This window comes from Citrobacter amalonaticus Y19, from assembly GCF_000981805.1.
In the GTDB taxonomy this organism is placed as follows: Bacteria; Pseudomonadota; Gammaproteobacteria; order Enterobacterales; family Enterobacteriaceae; genus Citrobacter_A; species Citrobacter_A amalonaticus_C.
The window spans coordinates 920,128-942,346 of the sequence record NZ_CP011132.1 but is presented as its reverse complement, the minus strand read 5'-3'; the positions used below and the strand labels follow the sequence as shown (position 1 = coordinate 942,346).

At 51.5% G+C, this 22,219-nt stretch carries 22 protein-coding genes and 1 tRNA gene; 13 read left to right on the top strand and 10 right to left on the bottom strand.

From position 1 onward, the window contains the following. Positions 1-10 precede the first annotated feature (10 nt). The 3 genes from aat to F384_RS04250 all read left to right on the top strand — a co-directional run bounded on the left by aat (position 11) and on the right by F384_RS04250 (position 1,706). Complete coding sequence (gene aat / locus F384_RS04260; protein WP_046478590.1) at positions 11-715, top strand: leucyl/phenylalanyl-tRNA--protein transferase; 705 nt, start codon at positions 11-13, stop codon at positions 713-715. 294 nt (positions 716-1,009) lie between these two features. Further along, complete coding sequence (gene infA, locus F384_RS04255) at positions 1,010-1,228, top strand: translation initiation factor IF-1 (protein ID WP_001040187.1); 219 nt, start codon at positions 1,010-1,012, stop codon at positions 1,226-1,228. A gap of 390 nt (positions 1,229-1,618) precedes the next feature. Further along, positions 1,619-1,706, top strand: a tRNA-Ser gene (locus tag F384_RS04250). 372 nt (positions 1,707-2,078) lie between these two features. Here F384_RS04250 and F384_RS04245 read toward each other — a convergent pair. Both F384_RS04245 and F384_RS27805 read right to left on the bottom strand, forming a co-directional pair. Further along, on the bottom strand, positions 2,079-2,561 hold the full coding sequence (locus tag F384_RS04245) for a hypothetical protein (protein ID WP_046477883.1): 483 nt from the start codon (positions 2,559-2,561) through the stop codon (positions 2,079-2,081). Further along, complete coding sequence (locus F384_RS27805; protein ID WP_052746879.1) at positions 2,536-3,426, bottom strand: transcriptional regulator; 891 nt, start codon at positions 3,424-3,426, stop codon at positions 2,536-2,538. Before F384_RS27805 ends, F384_RS04245 begins: the two co-directional genes overlap by 26 nt. Positions 3,427-3,916: 490 nt before the next feature. Here F384_RS27805 and F384_RS04235 point away from each other — a divergent pair, with 490 nt between their 5' ends. The 4 genes from F384_RS04235 (at position 3,917) to F384_RS04220 (ending at position 6,834) form a co-directional block, all read left to right on the top strand. After that, complete coding sequence (locus tag F384_RS04235) at positions 3,917-4,687, top strand: EAL domain-containing protein (RefSeq protein WP_046477882.1); 771 nt, start codon at positions 3,917-3,919, stop codon at positions 4,685-4,687. Positions 4,688-4,702: 15 nt separating this feature from the next. Further along, on the top strand, positions 4,703-5,350 hold the full coding sequence (locus F384_RS04230; protein WP_046477880.1) for a hypothetical protein: 648 nt from the start codon (positions 4,703-4,705) through the stop codon (positions 5,348-5,350). 130 nt (positions 5,351-5,480) lie between these two features. Then, entirely contained in the window at positions 5,481-6,152 is a 672-nt protein-coding gene (locus F384_RS04225) for a B3/4 domain-containing protein (protein ID WP_046477879.1), read from the top strand. 286 nt (positions 6,153-6,438) lie between these two features. Continuing rightward, positions 6,439-6,834 (top strand): VOC family protein, encoded by a 396-nt coding sequence (locus F384_RS04220; protein ID WP_046477877.1) that lies wholly within the window; start codon positions 6,439-6,441, stop codon positions 6,832-6,834. A 192-nt stretch (positions 6,835-7,026) separates the two neighbouring features. Here the strand turns inward: F384_RS04220 and F384_RS04215 are convergent, their stop codons facing one another. The 4 genes from F384_RS04215 to F384_RS30280 all read right to left on the bottom strand — a co-directional run bounded on the left by F384_RS04215 (position 7,027) and on the right by F384_RS30280 (position 10,475). Then, on the bottom strand, positions 7,027-7,275 hold the full coding sequence (locus F384_RS04215; RefSeq protein WP_046477876.1) for a DUF4282 domain-containing protein: 249 nt from the start codon (positions 7,273-7,275) through the stop codon (positions 7,027-7,029). Between the two features lie 399 nt (positions 7,276-7,674). Next, a complete protein-coding gene (gene clpA, locus F384_RS04210; protein WP_046477874.1) occupies positions 7,675-9,951 on the bottom strand; it encodes an ATP-dependent Clp protease ATP-binding subunit ClpA in 2,277 nt (758 codons plus the stop codon). A 30-nt stretch (positions 9,952-9,981) separates the two neighbouring features. After that, on the bottom strand, positions 9,982-10,302 hold the full coding sequence (gene clpS, locus F384_RS04205) for an ATP-dependent Clp protease adapter ClpS (protein ID WP_042320277.1): 321 nt from the start codon (positions 10,300-10,302) through the stop codon (positions 9,982-9,984). A 98-nt stretch (positions 10,303-10,400) separates the two neighbouring features. Continuing rightward, positions 10,401-10,475 (bottom strand): hypothetical protein, encoded by a 75-nt coding sequence (locus tag F384_RS30280; protein WP_212807582.1) that lies wholly within the window; start codon positions 10,473-10,475, stop codon positions 10,401-10,403. Positions 10,476-10,625: 150 nt separating this feature from the next. Between F384_RS30280 and cspD the strand changes: the two genes are divergently transcribed. After that, the gene (gene cspD / locus F384_RS04200; RefSeq protein WP_042284847.1) at positions 10,626-10,847 is read left to right on the top strand and encodes a cold shock-like protein CspD; all 222 of its coding nucleotides are present in this window, start codon (positions 10,626-10,628) and stop codon (positions 10,845-10,847) included. 75 nt (positions 10,848-10,922) lie between these two features. On the opposite strand, the gene macB is transcribed toward cspD, so the two are convergent. Both macB and macA read right to left on the bottom strand, forming a co-directional pair. Continuing rightward, positions 10,923-12,869: a macrolide ABC transporter ATP-binding protein/permease MacB gene (gene macB, locus F384_RS04195; protein ID WP_046477871.1), complete on the bottom strand. Its 1,947-nt coding sequence runs from the start codon at positions 12,867-12,869 to the stop codon at positions 10,923-10,925. After that, positions 12,866-13,984: a macrolide transporter subunit MacA gene (macA, locus tag F384_RS04190; protein WP_046477869.1), complete on the bottom strand. Its 1,119-nt coding sequence runs from the start codon at positions 13,982-13,984 to the stop codon at positions 12,866-12,868. The genes macB and macA overlap by 4 nt, the downstream gene beginning before the upstream one ends. 145 nt (positions 13,985-14,129) lie before the next feature. On the opposite strand from macA, the gene F384_RS04185 reads away from it, so the two are divergent. Then, positions 14,130-15,080, top strand: coding sequence for a VirK/YbjX family protein (locus F384_RS04185; protein ID WP_046497717.1), 951 nt, complete (start codon positions 14,130-14,132; stop codon positions 15,078-15,080). On the opposite strand, the gene F384_RS04180 is transcribed toward F384_RS04185, so the two are convergent. Further along, a complete protein-coding gene (locus F384_RS04180; protein ID WP_046477868.1) occupies positions 15,077-16,735 on the bottom strand; it encodes an ATP-dependent endonuclease in 1,659 nt (552 codons plus the stop codon). The genes F384_RS04185 and F384_RS04180 overlap by 4 nt on opposite strands. A gap of 413 nt (positions 16,736-17,148) precedes the next feature. Here F384_RS04180 and aqpZ point away from each other — a divergent pair, with 413 nt between their 5' ends. The 4 genes from aqpZ (at position 17,149) to hcr (ending at position 21,678) form a co-directional block, all read left to right on the top strand. After that, entirely contained in the window at positions 17,149-17,844 is a 696-nt protein-coding gene (gene aqpZ, locus F384_RS04175) for an aquaporin Z (protein WP_046497714.1), read from the top strand. A 157-nt stretch (positions 17,845-18,001) separates the two neighbouring features. Next, a complete protein-coding gene (locus F384_RS04170; protein WP_046477865.1) occupies positions 18,002-18,901 on the top strand; it encodes a lysine exporter LysO family protein in 900 nt (299 codons plus the stop codon). A gap of 144 nt (positions 18,902-19,045) precedes the next feature. Beyond that, a complete protein-coding gene (gene hcp / locus F384_RS04165) occupies positions 19,046-20,698 on the top strand; it encodes a hydroxylamine reductase (RefSeq protein WP_046477864.1) in 1,653 nt (550 codons plus the stop codon). Positions 20,699-20,709: 11 nt separating this feature from the next. Next, positions 20,710-21,678 carry an NADH oxidoreductase gene (gene hcr, locus F384_RS04160; protein ID WP_046477862.1) on the top strand — a complete coding sequence of 323 codons (969 nt, stop codon included), beginning with the start codon at positions 20,710-20,712 and terminating at the stop codon, positions 21,676-21,678. 90 nt (positions 21,679-21,768) lie between these two features. Here the strand turns inward: hcr and F384_RS04155 are convergent, their stop codons facing one another. Continuing rightward, the gene (locus F384_RS04155; RefSeq protein WP_046477860.1) at positions 21,769-22,203 is read right to left on the bottom strand and encodes a DoxX family protein; all 435 of its coding nucleotides are present in this window, start codon (positions 22,201-22,203) and stop codon (positions 21,769-21,771) included. Positions 22,204-22,219: the final 16 nt, after the last annotated feature.

Genomic DNA, 22,219 nt, shown 5'->3' with positions numbered 1-22,219 from the left:
TTCTGCTGTCATGCGCCTGGTTCAGCTTTCCCGACACTCTATCGCCTTCCCTTCGCCGGAGGGCGCTTTACGCGAGCCAAACGGCCTGCTGGCGCTTGGAGGCGATCTGAGCCCTGCGCGCCTGCTGATGGCCTATCAGCGTGGTATCTTCCCGTGGTTTTCGCCTGGCGACCCTATTCTCTGGTGGTCGCCGGACCCTCGGGCCATTCTGTGGCCTGACACGTTTCATATCAGCCGCAGCATGAAGCGCTTCCATAAGCGTTCTCCGTATCGTGTCACCCTGAACTATGCGTTTGGTCAGGTCATCGACGGCTGCGCCAACGATCGCGATGAGGGAACATGGATAACCCAGGGCGTGGTGGAGGCCTATCATCGACTGCACGAACTGGGACACGCCCATTCCATTGAGGTGTGGCGCGATAATGAGCTGGTCGGGGGGATGTATGGCGTTTCCCAGGGCTCCCTGTTTTGCGGCGAATCGATGTTCAGTCGGCAGGAAAACTCGTCAAAAACCGCGCTGCTGGTTTTTTGCGCAGAGTTTGTCCGCCATGGCGGCAAGTTAATGGATTGTCAGGTGCTCAATAATCATACCGAATCGCTGGGGGCGGTCGAAATTTCGCGCCGGGTGTATCTGGAGCACCTCGATGCGTTGCGCCAGCAACGTTTACCTCGCGATTTTTGGGTCCCCCGGACGTTATTTTTGCCCCAGGGGTGAATGTTTTCGGCACATTTTTTGTCAGGGTGTTATAATTGCGACGCAGAGTTGGTTTAGCCCATTACCCCGCTGCCGTTAAGGATCCGTTCGCGTCAGGTAACGCCATCGTTTATCTCATCGCTCCCTTATACGTTGCGCTTCACGTGCGGCTTTGCCGTGTGCTTTTTAAGCAATCCGGAGTAATGCGCCAAATTTTGTTTGCTGCGTTTTGAACGTGCAAATCTTTACTTATTAAAAGAACTTCGGCATTATCTTGCCGGTTCAAATTACGGTAGTGATACCCCAGAGGATTAGATGGCCAAAGAAGACAATATTGAAATGCAGGGTACCGTTCTCGAAACGTTACCTAATACCATGTTCCGCGTAGAGTTAGAAAACGGTCACGTGGTTACTGCACACATCTCCGGTAAAATGCGTAAAAACTACATCCGCATCCTGACGGGCGACAAAGTGACTGTTGAGCTGACCCCGTACGACCTGAGCAAAGGCCGCATTGTCTTCCGTAGTCGCTGATTGTTTTCACGCCCGAATGGCGTACAAATAATAAAAGGTCGGTCTATCCGGCCTTTTTTGTTGTGTGTGACTCGCCCTGAAAGGTCCAATCAGGGTAAATGGGTCGACGACGGCAAATGCGCCGCAACTGATGGTATTAAGCCAGCAGTGACGCCAGCGTGTTGTCTGTCGGGAGAACCCATGAATGAACCGACCGGGAGGAAGTTGTGAAGAATGGCAAAACAGAGGATTCACAACGCTAAAAAAACTTCCCCGACAGCTTCCTTCGGGGAAGATGTACAATGCGTAACCAAACGAGAAGCAAAGCGTAAATACTGCTTGACCGTTTTAGCGCAACTCCCTATAGTAGCGCCCCGTTGCCCCCCAAGCGGTCAGGCAGCAAGACAATATGGTGAGGTGTCCGAGTGGCTGAAGGAGCACGCCTGGAAAGTGTGTATACGGCAACGTATCGGGGGTTCGAATCCCCCCCTCACCGCCATATTTAAGAAAGAGCTCGTACGCAAGTACGGGCTTTTTTTTTCGCATATTGCACACGCCGTGGGGGGGGGATGAGAATCCCCGACCGGGGTTCGACAACGGGCAAAGCCCGTTGGACAGACCGCGAACACCGTGAGCGGGCTGCCCGTCAGGGCGAGCGAAGCGAGTCAATCCCCCCCTCACCGCCATATTTAAGAAAGAGCTCGTACGCAAGTACGGGCTTTTTTTTCGCATATTGCACACGTCGTGGGGGGATGAGCGAACAGATGCCGCCTGCGGAATATACAAACCAATATTATCGACAAATCAGAAGCGTTTAGATTATCCGTAGCGATTCAGAGATCATTGATGCAAGCGAGAAATAAACCATGAATTATTTCTCTACGCAGATAAATGTCGCCCCTGCTATTCCGCCAAAGATGTATGAATTTGAGAGTTTTTCCACATTCACTCGATTGGCTTTAAAATCAAACAAATCCTGCACTATGCTGCTGGCTTCATTGTCATCCATCTTATCCCGCTGACGCCTGGAAAGCCGCACGTCATCGATTTCAAACGTGTTGTTTTGTCTGGAACTGACCTGAAAGCTGTAGTTTATCAGCATATGCTTCCTGTTAGACTCGGGTTTCACCTTCGAAAAAGAAACGCCAGATAAACTGATCATACCGTCACCATTCGTTAAAATTCTGACATACACCGTCCCTTCAAAGAGATAATCATCATTGACCGGAGAGTTGACCGAAATTGCGCTGCTACAATTTATCTCTGTTGGCCTCATTGCATCCGCCGCTTTTATGACAATTAAAGCCAGTGAGACAATGAAGATAATTTTAAGAAGGTCCAGCATTTGATACATAAAAGTATAAGCTCCTGCAATATAAAATATGTTCTGGCTCATCTTTAAAGCGGTAACAGCGACTGAGTGAGAGGCGGCCTTCCCCATCAAAGGTCAGGCTATCTTCAGCATCCGCATAATAAATACTGCCGGGTAAACAAGGTAGATATTGTTGAGCCACTTTTTCTATCACCGGGCTGCTGAGCTCAATAGTTTTCAGATCCTCCTTACGGAAGAAAAGAAGAGTGCATGACCCTATCTTGCCTGCTTCATATGCGTCAATCTCTCCCGCACTGCCCATAGTCCTTAATGTAAAATAATACAAGGAAATCAGTAGTACCAGGCATATAACGCCTGAAAGCAGCAGTAATGAAATTTTATTTGAAAAGACAGTCATTTTTTGACATTCCCTTTTCATCTCTGCAACCGGTGAACGTAACAGGTCTTGATCTCTATTTTCATCAGGAACGTTGCTTTGGTTGCCTATAGCAGCATAATCATTGCTTTCTGAATTATTATATATTGATGCGTCATCGCTACTTTTTGTTTCGTTATTTATCAATTGTACATCGGTATGTGATGAGAGTTGCAGACCCTTTTTGGGTACAGTAATAATGATCTCAGATACTTCCCCAATAAGTGAGAAATTTTTGCGTAAGATGGAGACGTGCTGAGTCAGAGTATTGTTGGTTGCCTGGTAACCATAACTATCCCAGACGCTGGTTAAAATTTCATGGCGCGTAAGAACAGTGTTTGAGTGAGTTAAAAAAAAGGAAAGCAGTCTTGCTGTCGTGGAAGGCAAGAAAATAACCTCAGCCGTAGCTTCGTTGGCAATGGAGCATTCCCCTTCATCGAAGAGTATAGTCTGGTTAATCAGATATAACATAGAGTATCATTCCGGATGTATGCATTTTCTTGTAATTTTCATTGTTCTGCATGATGAATCACATTAATTAAATTGGATATTAGCATTTACTCAATATTTATTTTCTGCTGTCTATCTCTGATCTGTCACATGTCTGAAAAGCGAATACGCAGATTACCGAATTGTGTTTAAATTGGCATACTAAATTTCTTATATCTTTTTAAATAGGAATGGCTGTTGCGATTTTGAGGATGACTTTTCTTTGAGATAGAGTAAACATTAAGTGGTTATATCTTCATCAATAATGTTTTTTGCAATGAATTAGAAAATTAATCTTATTTATTGTCATTTTCCAGAATAATAATCTTCATGATCCCATTTAAAATCATTTTTATTCCGTATCTTGCTTACGGGAACTATTATATGTTCATGCAGATTCTGTGTCCTTTACCCGTATCTTTAGCTGCACATAGACTGAATAGAGGATAAACAGGTTTCAGGAGTTGGAAAAATGCTAATAACAGATAAGTCAGCGAAGAAAGAGTGCATTTATGCTGTTCCAGCATTAGATGCCACACCCCAGGAAATCATGATGGTCACGCCATTTCTGAAACCTATTATCAATGCCCGGGATCACAGCATAGCCGGTGCGGATATTTTTTATCAGGTAAAAGGGGATCAGGAATATGTCGTCAATCGACTTCACAACAATGAGTGTGCTAATTCTGAATTCGATGATTTTTATATCACTCAGTTGCTTCTTAAGACCGCTGAGAGTATAAGCGCACACAATATGCTCATAAGTGACGATTTCATTTTTTCTCTTTATGTAACTCGTCAGCAGTTGTCATCCGATTTAGTTAAGGATGCACTGATTGATTTCAGAAAGGTGCTAGGTATCCACACACTAATACTGTTTGAGGTTGAGGAACAAAATACCACCGTACAGAAGGACAAGATATCTGGCTATTTTTCTCATTTGGGCATTTCAGGCATCAGACTGATGATTGACGATAGCAGAGTTAATCATGTCAAAGCCATCAGACTGGATCGCGCAGTGACAAAAGAAAAAGAGGGTCTACTGATTCATCGTGATCTCATTGAAATAGCGGTGAGTGCGGCCAGAACATGGGAACTCATGGTGATTGCGGAGGGTGTAGATACAGAAAGTCAGAAGGTAGCGCTTCTTAATATGGGTATAGATATGATGCAGGGTGAGTTATACCCAGGGACGGCAAAGGCATCCGCGTTCAGAAAACAAATTGATAAGTTTTCACTCTAATTAGGGAATGGAAAGATGGATAAAAAAAAGCACGCGATTATTATATCTAATGATAGCTATTTTATTCAGGGCTTGCGCCATTTATTGCATGATAATTATCCTTTACATGTTGAATACCTTAATATAAGTGAGAAGAATTCTGATGAACTCGTCACTGCTCTGGTAAAACGATACAATCCTGAAGAGACCATCATATTTATAGCGGTGGATGATTTTAAGATTATTTATTTGATACCAGGATTCTGGAACTACAGGATAGTCTTTTCGCTAAGGCATTTCCAACAAAAAACCATGTTATTTTCTTTTTGTGATGTAATTTTTATCAGTCGTAATATGCAACTTAAGTTACTGCTTGATACCATTGACGGCATTTTTCATGGAGTAAATCCGGGAAATATTGCCTTATCTACCAGGGAAAATGATGTTGTTTTCAATTATTTTAGATGGCCAAGAAAATCATACATACAGACATTCTTGAATATTGATGTCAAACGTGTCAGTTATTATAAGCGTAGTGTCTATCAGAAAATAATGGTGACCAGTGATTGCGCTGGTTATCATGTCATTAGAGCGATGAATGATGTGAGTGGCGCTCTGCTCATGGGCAGACAAGAAAATGTTAACCTGTTTTGTCGACATAGCCAGTTCCTGACAACAGAGTAGATTTGTCAGTGCTTACGGTATGTCACCGGAGTTTTCTCTCCAGAGAATGAGTTTATCTGCAATTTTATTCAATACAGCACAAAGCAATGACCCGTATTCTGTCCGACATTGGTGCAAAGGAGAGAATGTCATGCCGTTATGTTATGCCGCTGAAATTTATTCGCGATTCAGGCAACTTCGTTCCGCAGCGATCGGCGTTAATGGTATCAATGCGGATGCCAGTTCGGGTGCGCAAGTTGCTCAGCTACTCGCGGTCGCAGATAAACGACTGGCGGCGACCCGCGAAGGCGAGTTTGCGGAAATTAAAGCCTGGCGTCGTGCTTTTTCCGAGTTGGGCCTTAAGCCAACGCAATATCGCTGCGCGTCAGAATCCCTGCTAAGACGGTATCGTAAGAGCGGAGAGTTACCGACGCTGCATCCGCTGATTGATCTGTGTAATGCGGCATCTCTCGCCTTTGCCATACCGGTTGCCGTGTTCGATATCGACCAGATCAGCGGTGCGTTAACAGTGCGCCCTGCCATTGGGAATGAGTTCTATGAGACTTTTTCCGGGGAGACTGAACACCCTGAGCCCGGTGAAGTTATCTTTGCCGATGACGCAGGACGAGCCCATGCCCGACGCTGGTCACATCGGCAAAGTGGTTGGTCGGCCGTTAAGCAAAGTACGTCCGGGGTGCTGATTGTCACCGAAGCGTTACACGAAACCGCGCAGGGTGACGTTGAACGACTCATTATTACGCTCACTAATGCCATATCTCAGATCTGGCCTGCTGCCATGCAGACGGACATAAAACGCTTTTGAACTCAGCGTCTCTGTTTGCGAGTGATGGGGGAATCAAGAGAATGTCGGGCTTTATTTTACTACAGTCATTGTTGAGATTAACCCGTTTCAGGGGGATGCTGTGCTCAGATTCGACCGCGAGTCATTCATCAGTCTGGCGTACTGGATATAGGTTTCATCTGTCTATGTCACCCACATTCATTCTGGATTTGTGATTGAAAACGAAAGCACGATATAAATACTTCCGTTCAGATACCCGAGCAGGCATAGTAACCAGTGAGGATGTTTATTCACAACAGGAGTTGTCATGTTTTCTTATATCATGTTGGGTACCAATAACCCGGAAATTTCTTATCAATTTTATGCGCCGCTAATGGACGTGCTGGGCTATCCCCTGGATGGTCGAAGTGAGAACGGCGCAGCCTGGGGCACGTTCAAGAATAATAATTCCACAGGGCTATGTGTTGGCCGTCCTTTTAATCAGTGTCCGGCGACATTTGGCAATGGCGTGATGGTGGCGCTTAATGCTCCCTCCGTTGATATAATTAATAAGCTCTATGCCTTAGCGTTAGAAAACGGTGGCGAGGATGAGGGTCCTCCTGGTTACCGCCCACACTATGGTGATGATTTTTATAGTGCTTATGTCCGCGATCCTGACAATAACAAAATTGCTTTTGTCTTTTACGATCCGACAAAAAAGTAAAGTCTACAGCATTTACCTGTGTTGCCTGCCCTGCCGCAGCGTTTTAAGGCCCTGGAGAGCAACCGTTTGTTCATTAGCTAAACTGAATCATCCTGACACTCTGCATGTATAAACAGAGCGTCAGGATGTTATCTCAGTGTAAAAGAAAATATCAGATTGCGGAAAACCAGGATTAATACCTGAGAATATCCATTATTCTGATTTATTGGCATTCTGTGCAATCAGGCGCAGGTACTCATTGTTTTTAAACGCAATCATAATAAGTTCAAACATGACGCGACAGCCAACCAGACTGAAAACTGTGCCAAGTAATCCTGCAATGATTTGACCGTTAAATATAGAAATTACGCCACCAACAACCACTAAGACCATAAAAATCCAGTATAAAAACACCATGATTTTAGGTGTCAGAAGACTATCGAACCCCAGAATTACTTTCATTTGGCTATCCTTAATAAATAAAATATGAAGAAGACTGCAAGAACAACATATATTATCTATTTCAAAATGTAAATACTGATTTATTAGTCTGGCTACTATTCTATTGCGAAAGAATTGAAGGTAAGAATTTTCTGTGAATAGCGTGATAATGATTTCAGGATCATAATATTAGTTATGTACGAGATGTAATTTGATGGAATAGATTCTGGAATTTATTGTTAAATAATTACTAATACCCATCTCATCATTCCCTTTTCTGGCGAAGAATAATCTGAAAGGAATAAGACAAAGGATCCTGCGCACGCGTGTTGACGTCTGAAGCAGATGTTTGCTGGCCTGAGACAATAGAGAACCGGGCACGTGGCCCGGTTCGTCAGTCAGCTAAAGAGAGAGCAGAGATTAATGCGCGGCTTCCGGCTTGTGCTTCTGCGCACTCTGGAAGCCATAGGTCAGTTCATTTTTCTCTTTATCCAGTGCTACGGTCACTTGCCCACCGTCCACCAGCGAGCCAAACAGCAGTTCGTTCGCCAATGGTTTTTTCAGGTTATCCTGAATCACACGCGCCATTGGACGTGCGCCCATTGCCCGATCGTAGCCCTTCTCAGCCAACCAGTTACGCGCTTCCTGACTAACTTCCAGAGAGACACCTTTCTGATCCAACTGAACCTGCAGTTCGACGATGAACTTATCGACAACCTGGTGGATCACCTCAGTAGACAGGTGTTCGAACCAGATAATATTGTCGAGACGGTTACGGAACTCCGGCGTAAACACTTTCTTGATTTCACTCATCGCGTCAGTGCTGTTGTCCTGATGAATCAGGCCAATCGATTTACGTTCCGTTTCACGTACGCCGGCGTTGGTCGTCATCACCAGCACCACGTTGCGGAAATCGGCTTTACGCCCGTTATTGTCCGTCAGCGTGCCGTTGTCCATCACCTGCAGCAGCAGGTTAAAGACATCCGGGTGCGCTTTTTCGATTTCATCCAGCAGCAGTACCGCATGGGGATGCTTGATGACCGCATCCGTCAACAGACCACCCTGATCGAAACCGACGTATCCCGGAGGCGCGCCAATCAGGCGGCTGACGGTATGACGTTCCATATACTCGGACATGTCAAAACGCAGCAGTTCGATTCCCAGCGCTTTAGAAAGCTGTACCGTCACCTCGGTTTTCCCGACCCCGGTCGGACCGGCAAACAGGAAGGAGCCTACCGGCTTATGCTCGTGTCCCAGACCTGCGCGGCTCATCTTGATGGCTTCGGTCAGCGCCTCAATGGCTTTATCCTGCCCAAAGACCAGCATTTTCAGACGGTCGCCGAGGTTTTTCAGCGTATCGCGATCGCTTTGTGACACGCTCTTTTCCGGGATACGCGCAATACGCGCGACCACAGATTCGATATCCGCCACGTTAACGGTTTTCTTGCGCTTGCTGACCGGCATCAGACGCGCACGCGCACCAGCTTCGTCAATGACGTCGATCGCTTTATCCGGCAGATGACGATCGTTGATGTATTTCACCGCCAGCTCAACCGCCGCACGCACTGCTTTCGCGGTATAACGCACGTCGTGGTGCGCTTCGTACTTCGGCTTCAGGCCGTTAATGATCTGGACCGTCTCTTCCACCGTCGGTTCAGTAATATCAATTTTCTGGAAGCGACGCGCTAACGCACGGTCTTTCTCGAAAATATTGCTGAACTCCTGATAGGTTGTGGAGCCAATCACGCGGATCTTACCGCCGGAAAGCAGCGGTTTAATCAGGTTTGCCGCATCCACCTGACCGCCCGATGCCGCACCGGCACCAATGATGGTGTGGATCTCGTCAATGAACAGGATGCTGTTGGTATCCTGCTCCAGTTGTTTCAGCAGCGCTTTGAAGCGTTTTTCAAAGTCACCGCGGTATTTGGTGCCCGCCAGCAATGAACCAATATCCAGCGAATAGATGGTGCAATCGGCCATCACTTCCGGCACGTCGCCCTGCACGATACGCCAGGCCAGCCCTTCGGCAATCGCCGTTTTCCCGACGCCAGATTCCCCCACCAACAGCGGGTTATTTTTACGCCGACGGCACAGCACCTGAATGGCACGTTCCAGTTCTTTGTCACGACCGATCAGCGGGTCAATGCCGCCAACGCGGGCAAGCTGGTTAAGGTTAGTCGTGAAGTTCTCCATACGTTCCTCCCCGCCAGCTTGTTCTTCGGTATTGGGCTGACTGCCGGGATCGGACGACTGACTCGGCTCATCTTTGCGCGTACCGTGAGAAATAAAGTTGACCACATCGAGACGGCTGACCTCATGCTTACGCAACAGGTAGGCCGCCTGAGACTCCTGTTCGCTAAAGATGGCAACCAGCACGTTTGCGCCAGTCACTTCACTGCGCCCGGAGGACTGAACGTGGAAGACCGCACGTTGCAGAACGCGCTGAAAGCTCAGCGTCGGCTGCGTGTCGCGTTCTTCTTCACTGGCAGGCAGAACGGGTGTGGTTTGTTCAATGAAGGCTTCGAGTTCCTGACGGAGCGCCACGAGGTCCACGGAACACGCTTCCAGCGCTTCGCGGGCCGATGGGTTACTGAGCAGCGCCAGTAACAAGTGCTCGACGGTCATAAACTCATGACGGTGCTCGCGCGCTCTGGCGAAAGCCATGTTTAAACTGAGTTCCAGTTCTTGATTGAGCATAGGCACCTCCCCCAATTTTTATGCCTGCATTCAGGCTTTTTCTAGCGTACACAGCAACGGATGCTCGTTCTCCCTCGCATACGTGTTCACCATCGCCACTTTGGTCTCCGCGACCTCTGCGGTGAAAACGCCGCAGATGGCTTTACCGTGATAGTGAACCGCAAGCATCAGTTGCGTTGCACGTTCTACATCATAAGAAAAGAATTTTTGTAACACGTCAATAACAAACTCCATCGGAGTATAATCATCATTGACTAATATCACTTTATACATAGATGGCGGTTTTAGCGCGTCTCGCACTTTGTCAGCCGCCAGCTGGTCAAAATCCAGCCAGTCGTTCGTCTTACCCATTGTCAGTCGTCATCTTCAGTTACGGTTACCGGCAGAACAGTCTGCCGCTGACAAGAGCGGATGTGCACACTCAATCTACCTCAATTGATAGATAACTATCATCTATCACTGGCATCCGCGACATCTGTCACATTCCCGCCAATAGCGTTAACTGCTTCAAATTTTTGATTCATTTTTACCCACTGCCCCCCGTCAGATGCTTGACGCCCCGCCTGATTTCTCTAAATTGTAGTTTCGAGAGTTGGCGAGGTTTTGAACAACCCCCACTCCACCACCGGTTCATTCCATCTTACTTATATAAGATTTACGAAGGATGTCGAAGCATGGAAACGGGTACTGTTAAGTGGTTCAATAATGCCAAAGGGTTTGGTTTCATCTGCCCTGAAGGCGGCGGCGAAGATATTTTCGCTCACTATTCCACCATTCAGATGGATGGTTACAGAACGCTAAAAGCCGGACAGTCTGTCCAGTTTGATGTTCACCAGGGGCCAAAAGGCAATCACGCCAGTGTCATCGTGCCTATCGAAGCAGAAGCTGTTGCATAGCTCTTCTGTCTCATTGTGTACATCCCGCAGATAAAATGCCAGCCCGATCGGCTGGCATTTTTATTTCCCGCAACGTTACTCTCGCGCTAACGCATCGACCGGATCCAGTCGCGCCGCGTTGCGCGCCGGTAGCCAGCCAAACAGAATGCCGGTAAACGTAGAGCACAAAAATGCCGTCAGCAGCGCGACCGGCGAGAAGCCAATCTCCCAACCGGGCAGGAACAGTTGCAGCGTGAAGGCGATCAGCATCGACAGGCTGATACCCAGCGCACCACCCACCAGACAGACCAGCACCGCTTCGATCAAAAATTGCTGCAGCACATCGCTGGCTCGCGCGCCAACCGCCATCCGAATGCCTATCTCCCGCGTACGCTCCGTAACCGACACCAGCATAATGTTCATCACGCCGATCCCGCCGACCACCAGTGAAATGACCGCCACCAGCGTCAGGAACAATTGAAGTGTACGTGTGGTCTTTTCGGCGGTTTTCAAGACACCGTCCATATTCCAGGTGAAGAAATCTTTTTTGCCATGGCGCAGCGTCAGCAGTCGGGTGAGTTGCTGTTCGGCCTGCGCGCTGTCGAAGCCCTCTTTCACCCGCACGGTGATCGAGTTCAGCCACGACTGCCCCATAATGCGCCCGGACATCGTGCTGTAGGGCAACCAGACGCGCAGGATTTTGCTGCTGCCAAACATCGACTGCTTCTCTTGCGCCACGCCAATCACCGTCGCGGGCATGTTGCCCACGAGGATCACCTCGCCCACCACGTTCGCCTTATGCGGGAACAACTGACGTCGGGTATTGCTGTCGAGCACCACGACCTGCGCGCGGCCATTGAGCTGTTCGCGGTTAAAGGTGGTTCCTTCGCTGAAGGTCATGCCGTAGACGTTAAAATAGTCGCCGCTCACCCCATTCGCGCTGGCGGCAACATCGGTGTTGCCATAACGCAAGCGCAGGTTCTGCGACACGGCGGGCGTGGCGGAGGTTACCCAGGGTTGTTTCTGAATCGCCGCAAGATCGTCGTATTTCAGCGCCTGCTGATACTGCGGGTCGTCGTCGCCAAAATCTTTGCCGGGGTAGATATCAATGGTGTTGGTCCCGATGGCGCGGATGTCCGCCAGCACCAGTTGTTTCGCCGCATCACCGACCACCACAATCGACACTACCGACGCGATGCCGATAATGATCCCGAGCATCGTCAACAGCGTGCGCATTTTGTTGGCCGCCATCGCCAGCCACGCCATCGTGAGCGCTTCACGGAATCCGCTGATAAACTGACTCCAGCCGGACGCCGTTTTCACCGTCGGCTCCTGAATCCCCTGTCCCTGAGCGGCACGCTTCGCGGGCGGATTACGCACAATTTCGCCGTCATGGATCTCAATCACCCGCTCCGCCTGGGCCGCGACCAGGGGATCGTGGGTGACGATAATCACCGTGTGCCCGCGATCGCGCAGCTGGTGCAGAATCGCCATCACTTCTTCACCGGAACGGCTGTCGAGCGCGCCCGTGGGTTCGTCGGCGAGGATCACCTGTCCGCCGTTCATCAGCGCGCGGGCAATACTGACGCGCTGCTGTTGACCGCCAGAAAGCTGCGAGGGTTGGTAATCGACGCGATCGCCCAGACCAAGCCGCTGGAGCAGTTCCTGCGCGCGCGCCAGACGCTGTTTTCGTTCCGTTCCGGCATAAACGGCGGGGACTTCGACGTTTTGCGCCGCCGTCAGGTGAGACAGCAGATGGTAGCGCTGGAAAATAAAGCCGAAATGCTCCCGACGCAGCTGCGCCAGCGCGTCGCGGTCCAGCGTTGATACATCGCGTCCTGCCACCCGGTAGGTGCCGCTGGTGGGTTTATCAAGGCATCCCAGAATATTCATCAGCGTGGATTTGCCGGAGCCAGACGCCCCCACGATCGCCACCATCTCGCCGGCATTGATCTGTAGCGTGATGCCTTTCAGCACCTCCACCTGTTCCTCTCCGGAAGGATAACTGCGGCGAATATTGCTCAGCTCAAGCAATGCCGTCATTGCGCGGCTCCCGGTTTACCCTCACCCGTCACCACTTCATCCCCGGCTTCCAGCCCTTTCACGATCTCTACGTCGGTGTCATTGCGCGCGCCAATGGACACTTCGCGCTCACGGGTTTCGCCGTTACGCAGCAGGGTCACCTTGTAGCGATTGTCTCCGACCGGGTCGCCCAGCGCGGAAAGCGGGATCGTCAGAACGTTTTTTACATCGGTTAACTGAATATGGACCTGTGCGGTCATCTCCAGTCGCAGAATGCCTTTCGGATTGGGTACTTCAAAACGGGCGTAATAGAAAATGGCATCATTGACCTTTTCTGGCGTCGGCAGCACGTCTTTCAGCGTTCCTTCGTAGCGGGTTTGCGGATCGCCCAGCACGGTAAACCAGGCCTTTTGCCCCGGCTTAAGGTGAATCACATCGGCTTCAGAGACCTGCGCTTTCACCAGCATCGTGCCCATGTCCGCCAGCGTCAGAATGTTCGGCGCCTGCTGCGCGGCGATCACCGTCTGCCCTTGCAGGGTGGTAATCTGCGTGACTTCACCGGCCATCGGCGCGACGATGCGGGTGTAGTCGAGGTTGGTTTTCGCGGTATCCAGAGACGCCTGATTACGCTTGATCTGCGCATCGATGGTGCCAATTTGCGCCTGTTTCACCGCCATCTCGGTCGCGGCGGTGTCCAGATCCTGTTGCGACACGGCCTGGGTTTTTGCCAGTTGCTGCTGGCGAGAGAGCGTCACCCGCGCCAGTTTCCACTCCGCTTCAGCCTGCTGGCGCTGGGCGCGCAGCTCCATCAGCGTCGCTTCCACCTCTTTGATCTGGTTTTGTGCCTGTTCAGGGTCGATAACGCCCAGCAACTGGTCTTTCTTCACCTTGTCGCCAATCGCCACCGACAGCGTTTTGAGCTGACCGCTCACCTGCGCCCCGACGTCAACTTTACGCAGCGCGTCAAGTTTGCCGGTTGCCAGTACGCTTTGCTGCAGATCTCCCGGACGCACAATCAGCGTCTGATAATTTGGCACTGGCGCATTCAGCGTCCGCCAAAGGGCGAATGCCCCCAGGATAAGAATGAATATAAGCAACAGATAGCGCTTTTTAATTTTATTTCCCTTAATACCCATAGCGATCCTGATGGTAAGTTTTCAGCTGAAATTCAACAGTATCTAAACAAACCGCAAGCGGAAAGGACAGCGCTCAGGGCATTGACGATTGGTTAAGATTCAGCGTGTTTCAATTTTCGCAATCATCGCATTGCGGATTATGATCATGTCACAGATTACTGATAATACCTTTTACACTTCAGACGTTGCGTCCCCTTTACAATTATTTATGCGCCTGACGCGGGGTCAATTACTGCCGGGTAAATTCTGGCGGAAGGCCAGCTTTCGCCGTAAGTTTTTAATTCGCTCGCTGCTGATGCCAAGAGCCACCCGCCAACTGCTGGAAAACCTGACCCAATGGCCTGAGCTGAATACGCTACTGACACGACAGCCCCGGTTGCCTATCCGTCTGCACCGCCCGTATATGGCCGTCAATATTAAGCGCGATACCGCGCTGACCGCGCTCTGTAGCCATTACGACCTGCTTCGTCAGTTGTTCAGCCGCGAACAGTTGGCCTGTTATTTGAGCCAGGGTGGTCTCAACCTGGCAAAAATTGAGGCTAAAGACGGTACGCCCTTCCAGCTTGATTTAGTCAGTCTGGTCTCACTGGACAAAGAAGGGGAAAGTACCGTTGTGATCCGCGACGACCAGATGCGTATACTGGCAGAAATTACGTTCACATTCTGCATGTTAAACGGAAAACGCACCCTGTTTATTGGGGGCTTGCAGGGCGCGGCCAATGATGTCCCGCATGAGGTGATTCAGCAGGCTACCAAAGCCTGTTACGGCCTGTTCCCGAAAAGAGTGGTGATGGAGGCGCTGTGTCAGTTCGCGCACCTCGCCAGGGCTGAGCAGATTCTGGCGGTCAGCAACGCGGTACACGTTTATCGCAGTTGGCGCTATATGGATAAAAAAACGCAAATGCATGCCGACTACGACGCCTTCTGGGCGTCCCTGGGCGGTGAAAAGACCGAGGGGGAATACTTCTCTTTGCCACTGACCATTACACGGAAAAGCGAGGCGGATATCGCCAGCAAAAAACGGGCGGAATACCGTCGTCGCTACGCGCTGCTCGACAGCGTTGTCACGCAGGTTCCGCAGCGCTTACAGAATTAATCCGCTCTGCCGCGCGCCAGCCACAGCACCCGGGAGAACATTTTTCTCAGCAGTGTCGGCACCGCATCCACACCCCGCCGCCCGGCTTCCATCGCCACTTCGATGGCTAAGTCGGGCTTCGATGAGCGATGGATAGCTTTCGAAATGATTTTACGCATATTCATCGGCACGTTTTCCGGGATTTGCGCCACCCGGTGAAAAACATCGGCAAAACCCTGCCGGTACATAAAGTGCTCCATATCCAGCGCAGGCAGCGTGGTCAGGTGTTCGCGCTCCTCTTCCCGGTCGTTATTCAGCAGGCCTCGCACCGTGGCGGCATATTTTTTCCCGGCTTCATCGCCATCCACCAGCACGTGCCACTCAATGCCCATCCGCCTGGCGAATTTCACCAGCGGCTTGAGACCGGACTGCGCAAATTCGATAACCTTAATCCCTTCGGCGTCAAAATGATGGCCGCACTGGCGGGCCAGTTCGTTTATCACCCAGGTTTCTGTTTCGCCTTCCACCAGCAGCCAGCAGCGGGCAAACAGCGAGGAGGCGCGGTTAAAGCGAATGTGAAACGCAATGCGTCGGCCATCCTCAGCGCTCAGCCCGCCCGGCCCCAGGCGCCAGGCCGCTACGCGCGAAGATTCACGCACCAGACGACAGACATGCTCCACGGGGGTCAACGAGAGTAATTCGCCCGAATTAGTGGTGGTGATACGCTGAAGCGGCAGCAGATTCAGCAACTGCCACGCCACTGACAGCATAATAGGATGCAGGCGCGTTTCCGGGTCTTCCACCAGCAGCAACGGCCTGGCGTCTTTATGCAGTCTGACCGTCCCCTTCGCCTGCAACAGCGTGGAGAACAACCCCAGCAGAATCACCCGGTGAGTACGCCCGCCGGGTTTATCAATCATTCGGTTGATGATATCGAGATAGCGCCAGCTTCGCTGTTCGTTGGTGGAGCGTCGGCGCATTAAACGGTGGCGGGACTGTGACGTGCCCTGTTCGGTAAAATAGTGTTCCAGCAGTTGCACCATCGCCGAGAGCCCCTGGCGAATCTGTCCGTCGGTGAGATTCTGTGGGCGTGTCGCCAGTTCGCGTGCGAGAAAATCCAGTTGACGGGCAGTGACTTCGACATCGTCAACCTCCGGCACTGTACCGTTACGGATGCGACGCATAAACCGCGCATCGCGTAAGCGCAGCACCGGCATCAGGCGCACCAGATGTCGCGCCTGTTCGTTGATATCGTCCACCGTCAGCGGATGCCCGTCGCCGTCGAGAAAACTGCGCAGCGTCATCACGCTGCCGTCTTCGCCGCATTCGCCTTCAAGGCGATAGAAGATACGCTGAAAGCCATCGTGGCACGGCGTCCAGCACGCCTCCAGCGACCGGTAGCGGCGAACCCGGTAGCGCCCAGGTTGCGATTCACGAAACGTCAGCACGATATGCAGGTGATGTTCGCGGCCTTTCATATCGCCAGGAGGAAACCAGAAATCGTCACGGTCAAAATGATACAGCTCTGATTCGGGTGACAGCAGCAGCGTTAACGCGTCCAGTAAACTTGATTTACCCCAGGCGTTCTCACCAATCAGAACGTTGTTCTGCTCGAGCATCAACGACAGTCGATTGATACCGCGAAATCCCACTATCTCAACGCGTTCGAGAATCATGTTTCCTCCAGAAAACCTTCACTTTCCCTTTAAGCTCCTCGCAGTATAACTGCAAAACCCGGCGCGGGACGTGATATGGACATTATTGCGCAGGCTAATTGTGCGAAGGGTGAACGATTTATTCTTTTCTCTTTCATTCGGAATACATCGCAGGCACGTTTTGCAGGACGAAAATAAATCAGATTGTGTCAATCCTCCTTCATATGACTATGCGCTACACTTTCCCTTAAGAGAAATCTATGGAAGGAATGACGCCGCATTGCCCTAAATCAAACTAACAGGCTTTATTTGACTAGAGAACGGATGGCGATCGTTTTTAAAATAGCGAGCTATTTATTTTGTCGTCATTCAGGCAGACAGTAAATATCAATTACTGCAACCCTTTTGTGGTTATTTTTTACATTGAGGTGGATATGTTCAGAAAATTAGCAGCCGAATGTTTTGGTACATTCTGGCTTGTTTTTGGTGGCTGTGGCAGCGCCGTACTGGCAGCAGCGTTTCCGCAATTAGGCATTGGTTTCGCGGGTGTCGCACTGGCATTCGGCCTGACCGTATTAACCATGGCCTTTGCCGTGGGTCATATTTCCGGCGGGCATTTTAACCCGGCGGTGACATTAGGCTTATGGGCCGGCGGCCGTTTCCCGGCAAAAGACGTCATTGGCTACATTATTGCCCAGGTCGTGGGCGGTATTATTGCCGCAGCGGTGCTGTATCTGATTGCCAGCGGTAAAGCAGGCTTTGATGCGGCGGCCAGCGGTTTCGCCTCCAACGGTTATGGCGAGCATTCGCCGGGCGGTTACTCCATGCTGTCCGCGATCGTTATCGAAATCGTGCTGACCGCCGGTTTCCTGCTGGTGATTCACGGTGCAACTGACAAACATGCACCGGCAGGCTTTGCGCCGATCGCTATCGGTCTGGCATTGACCCTGATTCACCTGATCAGCATTCCGGTGACCAATACCTCTGTTAACCCGGCACGTAGCACCGCCGTCGCCATTTTCCAGGGCGGTTGGGCAGTAGAGCAACTGTGGTTGTTCTGGGTGATGCCGATTATTGGCGGTATTCTCGGTGGCCTTATTTACCGTACGCTGCTCGAAAAACGCGATTAATGTCAAAACGCCCGACGGCACACGTCCGCCGGGCCAAATGCGCGTCAGCCGGATTAGGCATCGTCCCTGTCCGGCTTTTATTTTGCATCTTTACTGAACCCGCGTTATTGGGTAGTGTCATGGCGCTGTCTCGCTAATTCAAAGGACCCGGCTGTTCATGTTTTCAGGACTTCTCATCATTCTGCTCCCGCTGATAGCAGGTTATCTCATTGCGCTTCGGCACACCGCGGCATTAAAACTGATCAACCGTCTCTTAAGCTGGATGGTTTATCTGATTCTCTTTTTCATGGGGATAAGCCTGGCATTTTTAGATAATCTGGCGAGCAACCTGCTGGCGATATTTCACTATTCCGCCGTCAGTATTACCGTTATTTTGCTGTGTAATATTGCCGCATTATTGTGGCTGGAACGCTCTTTACCGTGGCGACACCATCACCAGCAGGAGAAACTGCCTTCCCGTATCGCGATGGCGCTTGAGTCGCTGAAGTTGTGCGGCGTGGTAGTGGTCGGCTTTCTGCTGGGATTGAGCGGTCTGCCCATTTTGCAGCATGCAACAGAAGCGAGTGAATATACGCTGATCCTGCTACTGCTGCTGGTCGGGATCCAGTTACGCAATAGCGGTATGACATTAAAGCAGATAGTCCTGAACCGGCGCGGCATGATTGTGGCGGTCGTGGTCGTCGCCAGCTCCATGATTGGCGGCCTGATCAACGCGCTAATTCTTGACCTGCCAATGAAAACCGCGCTGGCGATGGCGTCGGGTTTTGGCTGGTACTCCCTTTCTGGAATTTTGCTCACCGAATCCTACGGTCCGGTGATCGGCAGCGCCGCGTTCTTTAACGATCTGGCGCGCGAACTGCTCGCGATTATGTTGATCCCAGGACTGGTACGCCGCAGTCGCTCTACCGCGCTGGGACTGTGTGGCGCCACATCGATGGACTTTACCCTGCCGGTGTTACAGCGTACCGGTGGGCTGGAGATGGTTCCGGCGGCAATTGTCCACGGCTTTATTCTCAGTTTGCTGGTGCCCATTTTGATGGCCTTTTTCTCCGCTTGACGCCCCCTTTGGCGGTAGGCTTCTGCCGCCAAAATTGCGCTAAATCAATCTCCCTGTAAGTTGTATCAGAAATACCTTTTCTCCCTCTGTGTACAGGCATAATCTTAAACATGTATATCAAATATAACTTTAAAAGGTGTGACCATGTTTTGTGTGCAATGTGAACAAACCATCCGTACTCCGGCAGGAAACGGCTGCTCTTACGCGCAGGGTATGTGCGGTAAAACGGCTGAAACCTCTGACCTGCAAGATCTGCTGATTGCCTCCCTACAAGGTCTTTCCGCATGGGCGGCTAAAGCGCGTGAATATGGCATCATTAATCATGACGTTGATAACTTCGCGCCGCGTGCGTTCTTCTCCACGCTGACCAACGTTAACTTCGACTCCCCGCGTATCGTCGGCTATGCCCGCGACGCTATCGCGATGCGTGAAGCGCTGAAAGCCCAGTGCCTGAGCGTTGACGCCAGTGCGCACTGCGACAACCCAATGGCTGACCTGCAACTGGTCAGCGACGATCTGGGCGACCTGCAACGTCAGGCTGCCGAATTTACCCCGAATAAAGACAAAGCCGCCATTGGCGAGAATATTCTCGGCCTGCGTCTGCTGTGTCTGTACGGCCTGAAAGGCGCAGCGGCCTATATGGAGCACGCGCACGTTCTCGGTCAATACGACAACGATATCTACGCGCAGTACCATAAAATTATGGCGTGGCTGGGCACCTGGCCTTCCGATATGAACGCTCTGCTGGAGTGCTCAATGGAAATCGGTCAGATGAACTTCAAAGTGATGAGCATTCTGGATGCGGGTGAAACCACCAAATACGGTCATCCGACGCCAACACAGGTCAATGTCAAAGCGACTGAAGGCAAATGCATCCTGATCTCCGGTCACGACCTGAAAGATCTGTATAACCTGCTGGAACAAACCGAAGGCACCGGCGTTAACGTCTATACCCACGGTGAAATGCTGCCCGCGCACGGTTACCCGGAACTGCGCAAGTTCAAACATCTGATTGGCAACTACGGCAGCGGCTGGCAGAACCAGCAGGTTGAATTTGCCCGCTTCCCGGGGCCTATCGTGATGACCTCAAACTGCATCATCGATCCGACCGTGGGCAGTTACGACGACCGTATCTGGACCCGCAGCATCGTCGGTTGGCCGGGTGTGAGCCACCTGGAAGGCGACGACTTCGGCCCGGTTATCGCGCAGGCGCAGCAAATGGCGGGCTTCCCGTACAGCGAAATTCCGCATCTGATCACCGTCGGTTTCGGTCGTCAGACCCTGCTGGGCGCGGCTGATACGCTCATCGATCTGGTGAGCCGTGAAAAACTGCGTCACATCTTCCTGGTTGGCGGTTGCGACGGCGCACGCGGTGAACGTAACTACTTCACCGATTTCGCCACCAGCGTACCGGACGACTGCCTGATCCTGACCCTGGCCTGCGGTAAATACCGTTTCAACAAGCTGGAGTTCGGCGATATCGAAGGTCTGCCGCGTCTGGTCGATGCCGGTCAATGTAACGATGCTTACTCCGCCATCATTCTGGCGGTGACGCTGGCAGAGAAACTGGGCTGTGGCGTCAATGACCTGCCGCTGTCTCTGGTGCTCTCATGGTTCGAACAAAAAGCGATTGTCATTCTGCTAACCCTGCTCTCTCTGGGCGTGAAAAACATCGTGACCGGTCCGACCGCGCCAGGCTTCTTCACGCCGGATCTGCTGGCGGTACTCAACGAGAAATTTGGTCTGCGTTCTGTGACCACCGTTGAAGAAGACATGAAGCAGTTGCTGAGCGCGTAAGGAGTTAAGACATGACAATGCCAACGAATCAGTGCCCATGGCGGATGCAGGTTCACCACATCCATCAGGAAACGCCGGATGTATGGACAATTTCGTTGCTGTGCCACGACTATTATCCGTATCGCGCCGGGCAGTATGCACTGGTGAGCGTGCGTCATTCAGCGGACACGCTGCGCGCTTACACCCTCTCTTCAACGCCGGGCGTCAGCGAGTACATTACGCTGACCGTTCGCCGGATTGATGACGGTGCAGGCTCACAGTGGTTAACCCGCGACGTGAAGCGCGGCGACTATCTCTGGCTCTCCGATGCGATGGGTGATTTCACCTGCGAAGATAAAGCCGATGATAAGTTCCTGATGCTGGCGGCCGGTTGTGGCGTCACACCGATCATGTCGATGCGTCGCTGGTTGGCAAAGTACCGTCCACATGCTGACGTGCAGGTGATCTTCAACGTGCGTTCGCCGCAGGATGTCATTTTCGCCGAGGAGTGGCGTCAGTATCCGGTCACGCTGGTGGCGGAAAACAACGCCACCGACGGTTTCGTGGCCGGTCGCCTGACCACGGAACTGCTGCAACGCATTCCCGAACTGACGTCTCGTACCGTTATGACCTGTGGCCCGGCGCCGTATATGGATTGGGTAGAGCAGGAAGTGAAAGCGCTGGGCGTGACGCGCTTCTTTAAAGAGAAGTTCTTCACCCCGGTGGCAGACGCGGCAACCAGCGGCCTGAAATTTACCAAACTGCAACCGGCGAAAGAATTTTACGCGCCGGTCGGCACGACGTTGCTGGATGCGCTGGAAAGCAACAAGGTGCCTGTGGTTGCCGCCTGCCGCGCCGGTGTATGCGGATGCTGCAAAACAAAAGTCGTGGATGGGAATTACACGGTGAGCAGTACCATGACGCTGACAGAAGCGGAAATTGCCGACGGCTACGTGCTGGCCTGTTCCTGCCATCCGCAGAGTGACCTGGTTCTCGCCTGATAGCCGATTGCCGGATGGCGCTGCGCTTATCCGGCCTACGAATGTTGTTGTAGGCCGGATAAGGCGTTTACGCCGCCATCCGGCAACTCCTCACCGCCAGGCGGAATTGCCAGCGACCGAGAAGCGCCCCGCCCCTAAAAACGCCACCGCCAGCGCGCCGATAAAGAAATAGACCAGGCTTTCAATCGCCCATGCCCCGGTTTTATCCAGCGCCCAGGTTTCATTGATCCCGACCATCAGCCACGCCACAATCATGGTGAACGCCAGCACCAGCGCCGCCGGACGCGTCAGGATCCCGAGAATAATCAGGCAAGGCGCAATCACTTCTCCCACCAGCACCCCGTACGCAATAAAGCCCGGTAGCCCTTTGGCAATCAGCATTCCGCTAATGCCATCAATACCGGCAAACAGCTTATGCAGCCCGTGAAACAGCATTAATCCCCCAACCGCCAGGCGTAACAAAAACTTGCCAAAATCCTCGTGCGTCAGCATCCGATTCACTGCATTTAACAATGTTGTAAGCATCTGAGTTTACTCCTGG